The sequence below is a fragment of the Nonomuraea sp. NEAU-A123 genome, from assembly GCF_018603905.1.
Lineage (GTDB): Bacteria > Actinomycetota > Actinomycetes > Streptosporangiales > Streptosporangiaceae > Nonomuraea.
The window spans coordinates 1-1,866 of the sequence record NZ_JAHFZZ010000069.1 but is presented as its reverse complement, the minus strand read 5'-3'; the positions used below and the strand labels follow the sequence as shown (position 1 = coordinate 1,866).

General features: G+C 70.5%; 3 protein-coding genes. All 3 read left to right on the top strand.

Translation table 11 applies throughout. The features are described from left to right. On the top strand, nucleotides 1–297 hold a 297-nt coding region (locus KLK06_RS59355), incomplete at its 5' end, for an STAS domain-containing protein (protein WP_214644741.1). A gap of 177 nt (nucleotides 298–474) precedes the next feature. Beyond that, nucleotides 475–870, top strand: a complete 396-nt coding sequence (locus KLK06_RS59350; protein ID WP_214644740.1) for an STAS domain-containing protein — start codon at nucleotides 475–477, stop codon at nucleotides 868–870. A gap of 113 nt (nucleotides 871–983) precedes the next feature. Then, nucleotides 984–1,866: protein kinase (locus KLK06_RS59345; protein ID WP_214644739.1), on the top strand; the 883-nt coding region annotated here is incomplete at its 3' end.

The following is a 1,866-nucleotide window of genomic DNA, read 5'->3' as shown; positions in this document are numbered from 1 at the left end:
CGTGCGGGCCTGTGGGTCGAGGGCGAGCTCGACCACTCCACCCTGCCCGACCTGCGGCAGGCGCTCGGCTCGATGGCGAGCGGCCGCGGCTTCTGCGTCGATCTGAGCGGCCTGGCGTTCATCGACGTCGGCGGACTGCGCGCCCTGGTCAGCGCCGCCGCCGCTCTACACGACAGCGACGGCGACCATGTTCTGACGCTGCGGTCGGCGCCCCCACATCTGCGACGCCTGCTCGAGCTCACCGGCTGGCGCCAGACGCCCGGCCTCCACCTGCAGGCACCGAGACGCCCCGGCTAACCCTCCAGGCTCAGCTCACTCATGAGTCCACCGGCCCCCGAGGGATACCCCCCGGCGTTGTGCCGCCGGCCACCTGCGCAGCACGGTCACCGACCTCGTTCGACCTCATTCGACCTCATCGCGAAGCCCCATCGCCGCCAGGCCCGCATCCTGTGATGCCCCCGATCGGAGAACCCCATGACCACCCTCCACCCCCGCCTCGGGGCAGGTCTGTGGCTCATCCCTGCCTCCGCCACCATCGTTCACCTGCGCGGCGAGCTCGACCTCGCCACCCGCGAGGCGGTGCGCGAACGCCTGCTGCGCACCCTGCAACACGACACCGGCCTGCTCATCCTCGACCTGTCCGGGGTGTCGTTCTGCGACGCCGCCGGGCTGAGCGCCCTTGTCGGCGTCCAACGCCAGGCCAGATCCCTGGACATCGCCCTCGCCCTGGCCGCGCCCCGCCCGCGGGTGGCCAAGGTGCTGCGCCTCACCGGCCTGGACCGCAGCTTCCCGATGTACGGCACCACCCCCGGCACGGGGACAGGCGAGGTCCGGGACAGGGCCGGGTCCGGCCCTGCGGCAGCGCGCTAAGACTTCGCGTGCCTATGTCTGTTCTCCCAGCCGACAGCGGAACGACCGCTCGACCTCGCCCTGGCCCACCCGCCCTCGCAACAACGACCGAGCTGGACCGGCTACGCCATCAGATGGTGCGCGAAGCCCAGATCGAGGCCGCCGCGATCATCGCTCAGGCCCGCACCGACGCCGAGCAGATCATCACCTCAGCACAGATCATCGCCTCGGCCAAGCTACAACGTGCCCGCAGCCAGCACCTGCCCCGGCGGCGCAGGAGAAGCCAGGCGGGCCAGGCCACGCAGCCGGCGCCCGCACCCGCCGACGCCCCCGCACCGATCATGGTGCTCAACGACCGCTGGCGCATCTACGCCCCCTTGAACGCCGACGCCAGCGCCATGGCCGCCCTGTACAAGGCCTACGAACTCGCCGACCCCGCCACCACCGTCGTGGCCAAGGTGTTCCACCAGGCCAACAGCAACCCCCAACGGTTCCGCACCTTCCTGCGGGAAGTACGCGGCATGCGCCTGCACAACCCGCACATCGGGCAGATCATCGACTCCGGCCAGGACCGCAGATCCCAAGCGGTCTACCTCATCTCACCCCTCTACCAGCCCGGCAGCCTCAACCTCCACCTCCAACAACGGGCAGGCGCCGGCGTCTCGCTGGCGTGGAGCCTGCAGGTCCTGGATCAGGTGCTGGCCGGGCTGCAGGCCGCCGCCCTGAGCGACATCATCCACCTCGACATCAAGCCGCAGAACATCGTCCTGGACGGCCCTGCCAACATCAGGATCATCGACTGGGGCATGTCCCAACTGCACCAAGCCGGCAAGAGCGTCTCCACGGTATCCCCCGGCGGCACCAAATGGTTCGCCAGCCCCGAGCAACTCGGCGCCACCGACGCCGCCCCCAGCGGCCTGTCCGACCTGTACGGCGTCGGCGCCCTGGCCTACTGGCTACTGACCGGCCAGGCCCCACTACGACGCGAGATCGAAACCACCATCGGCACCGACGCCG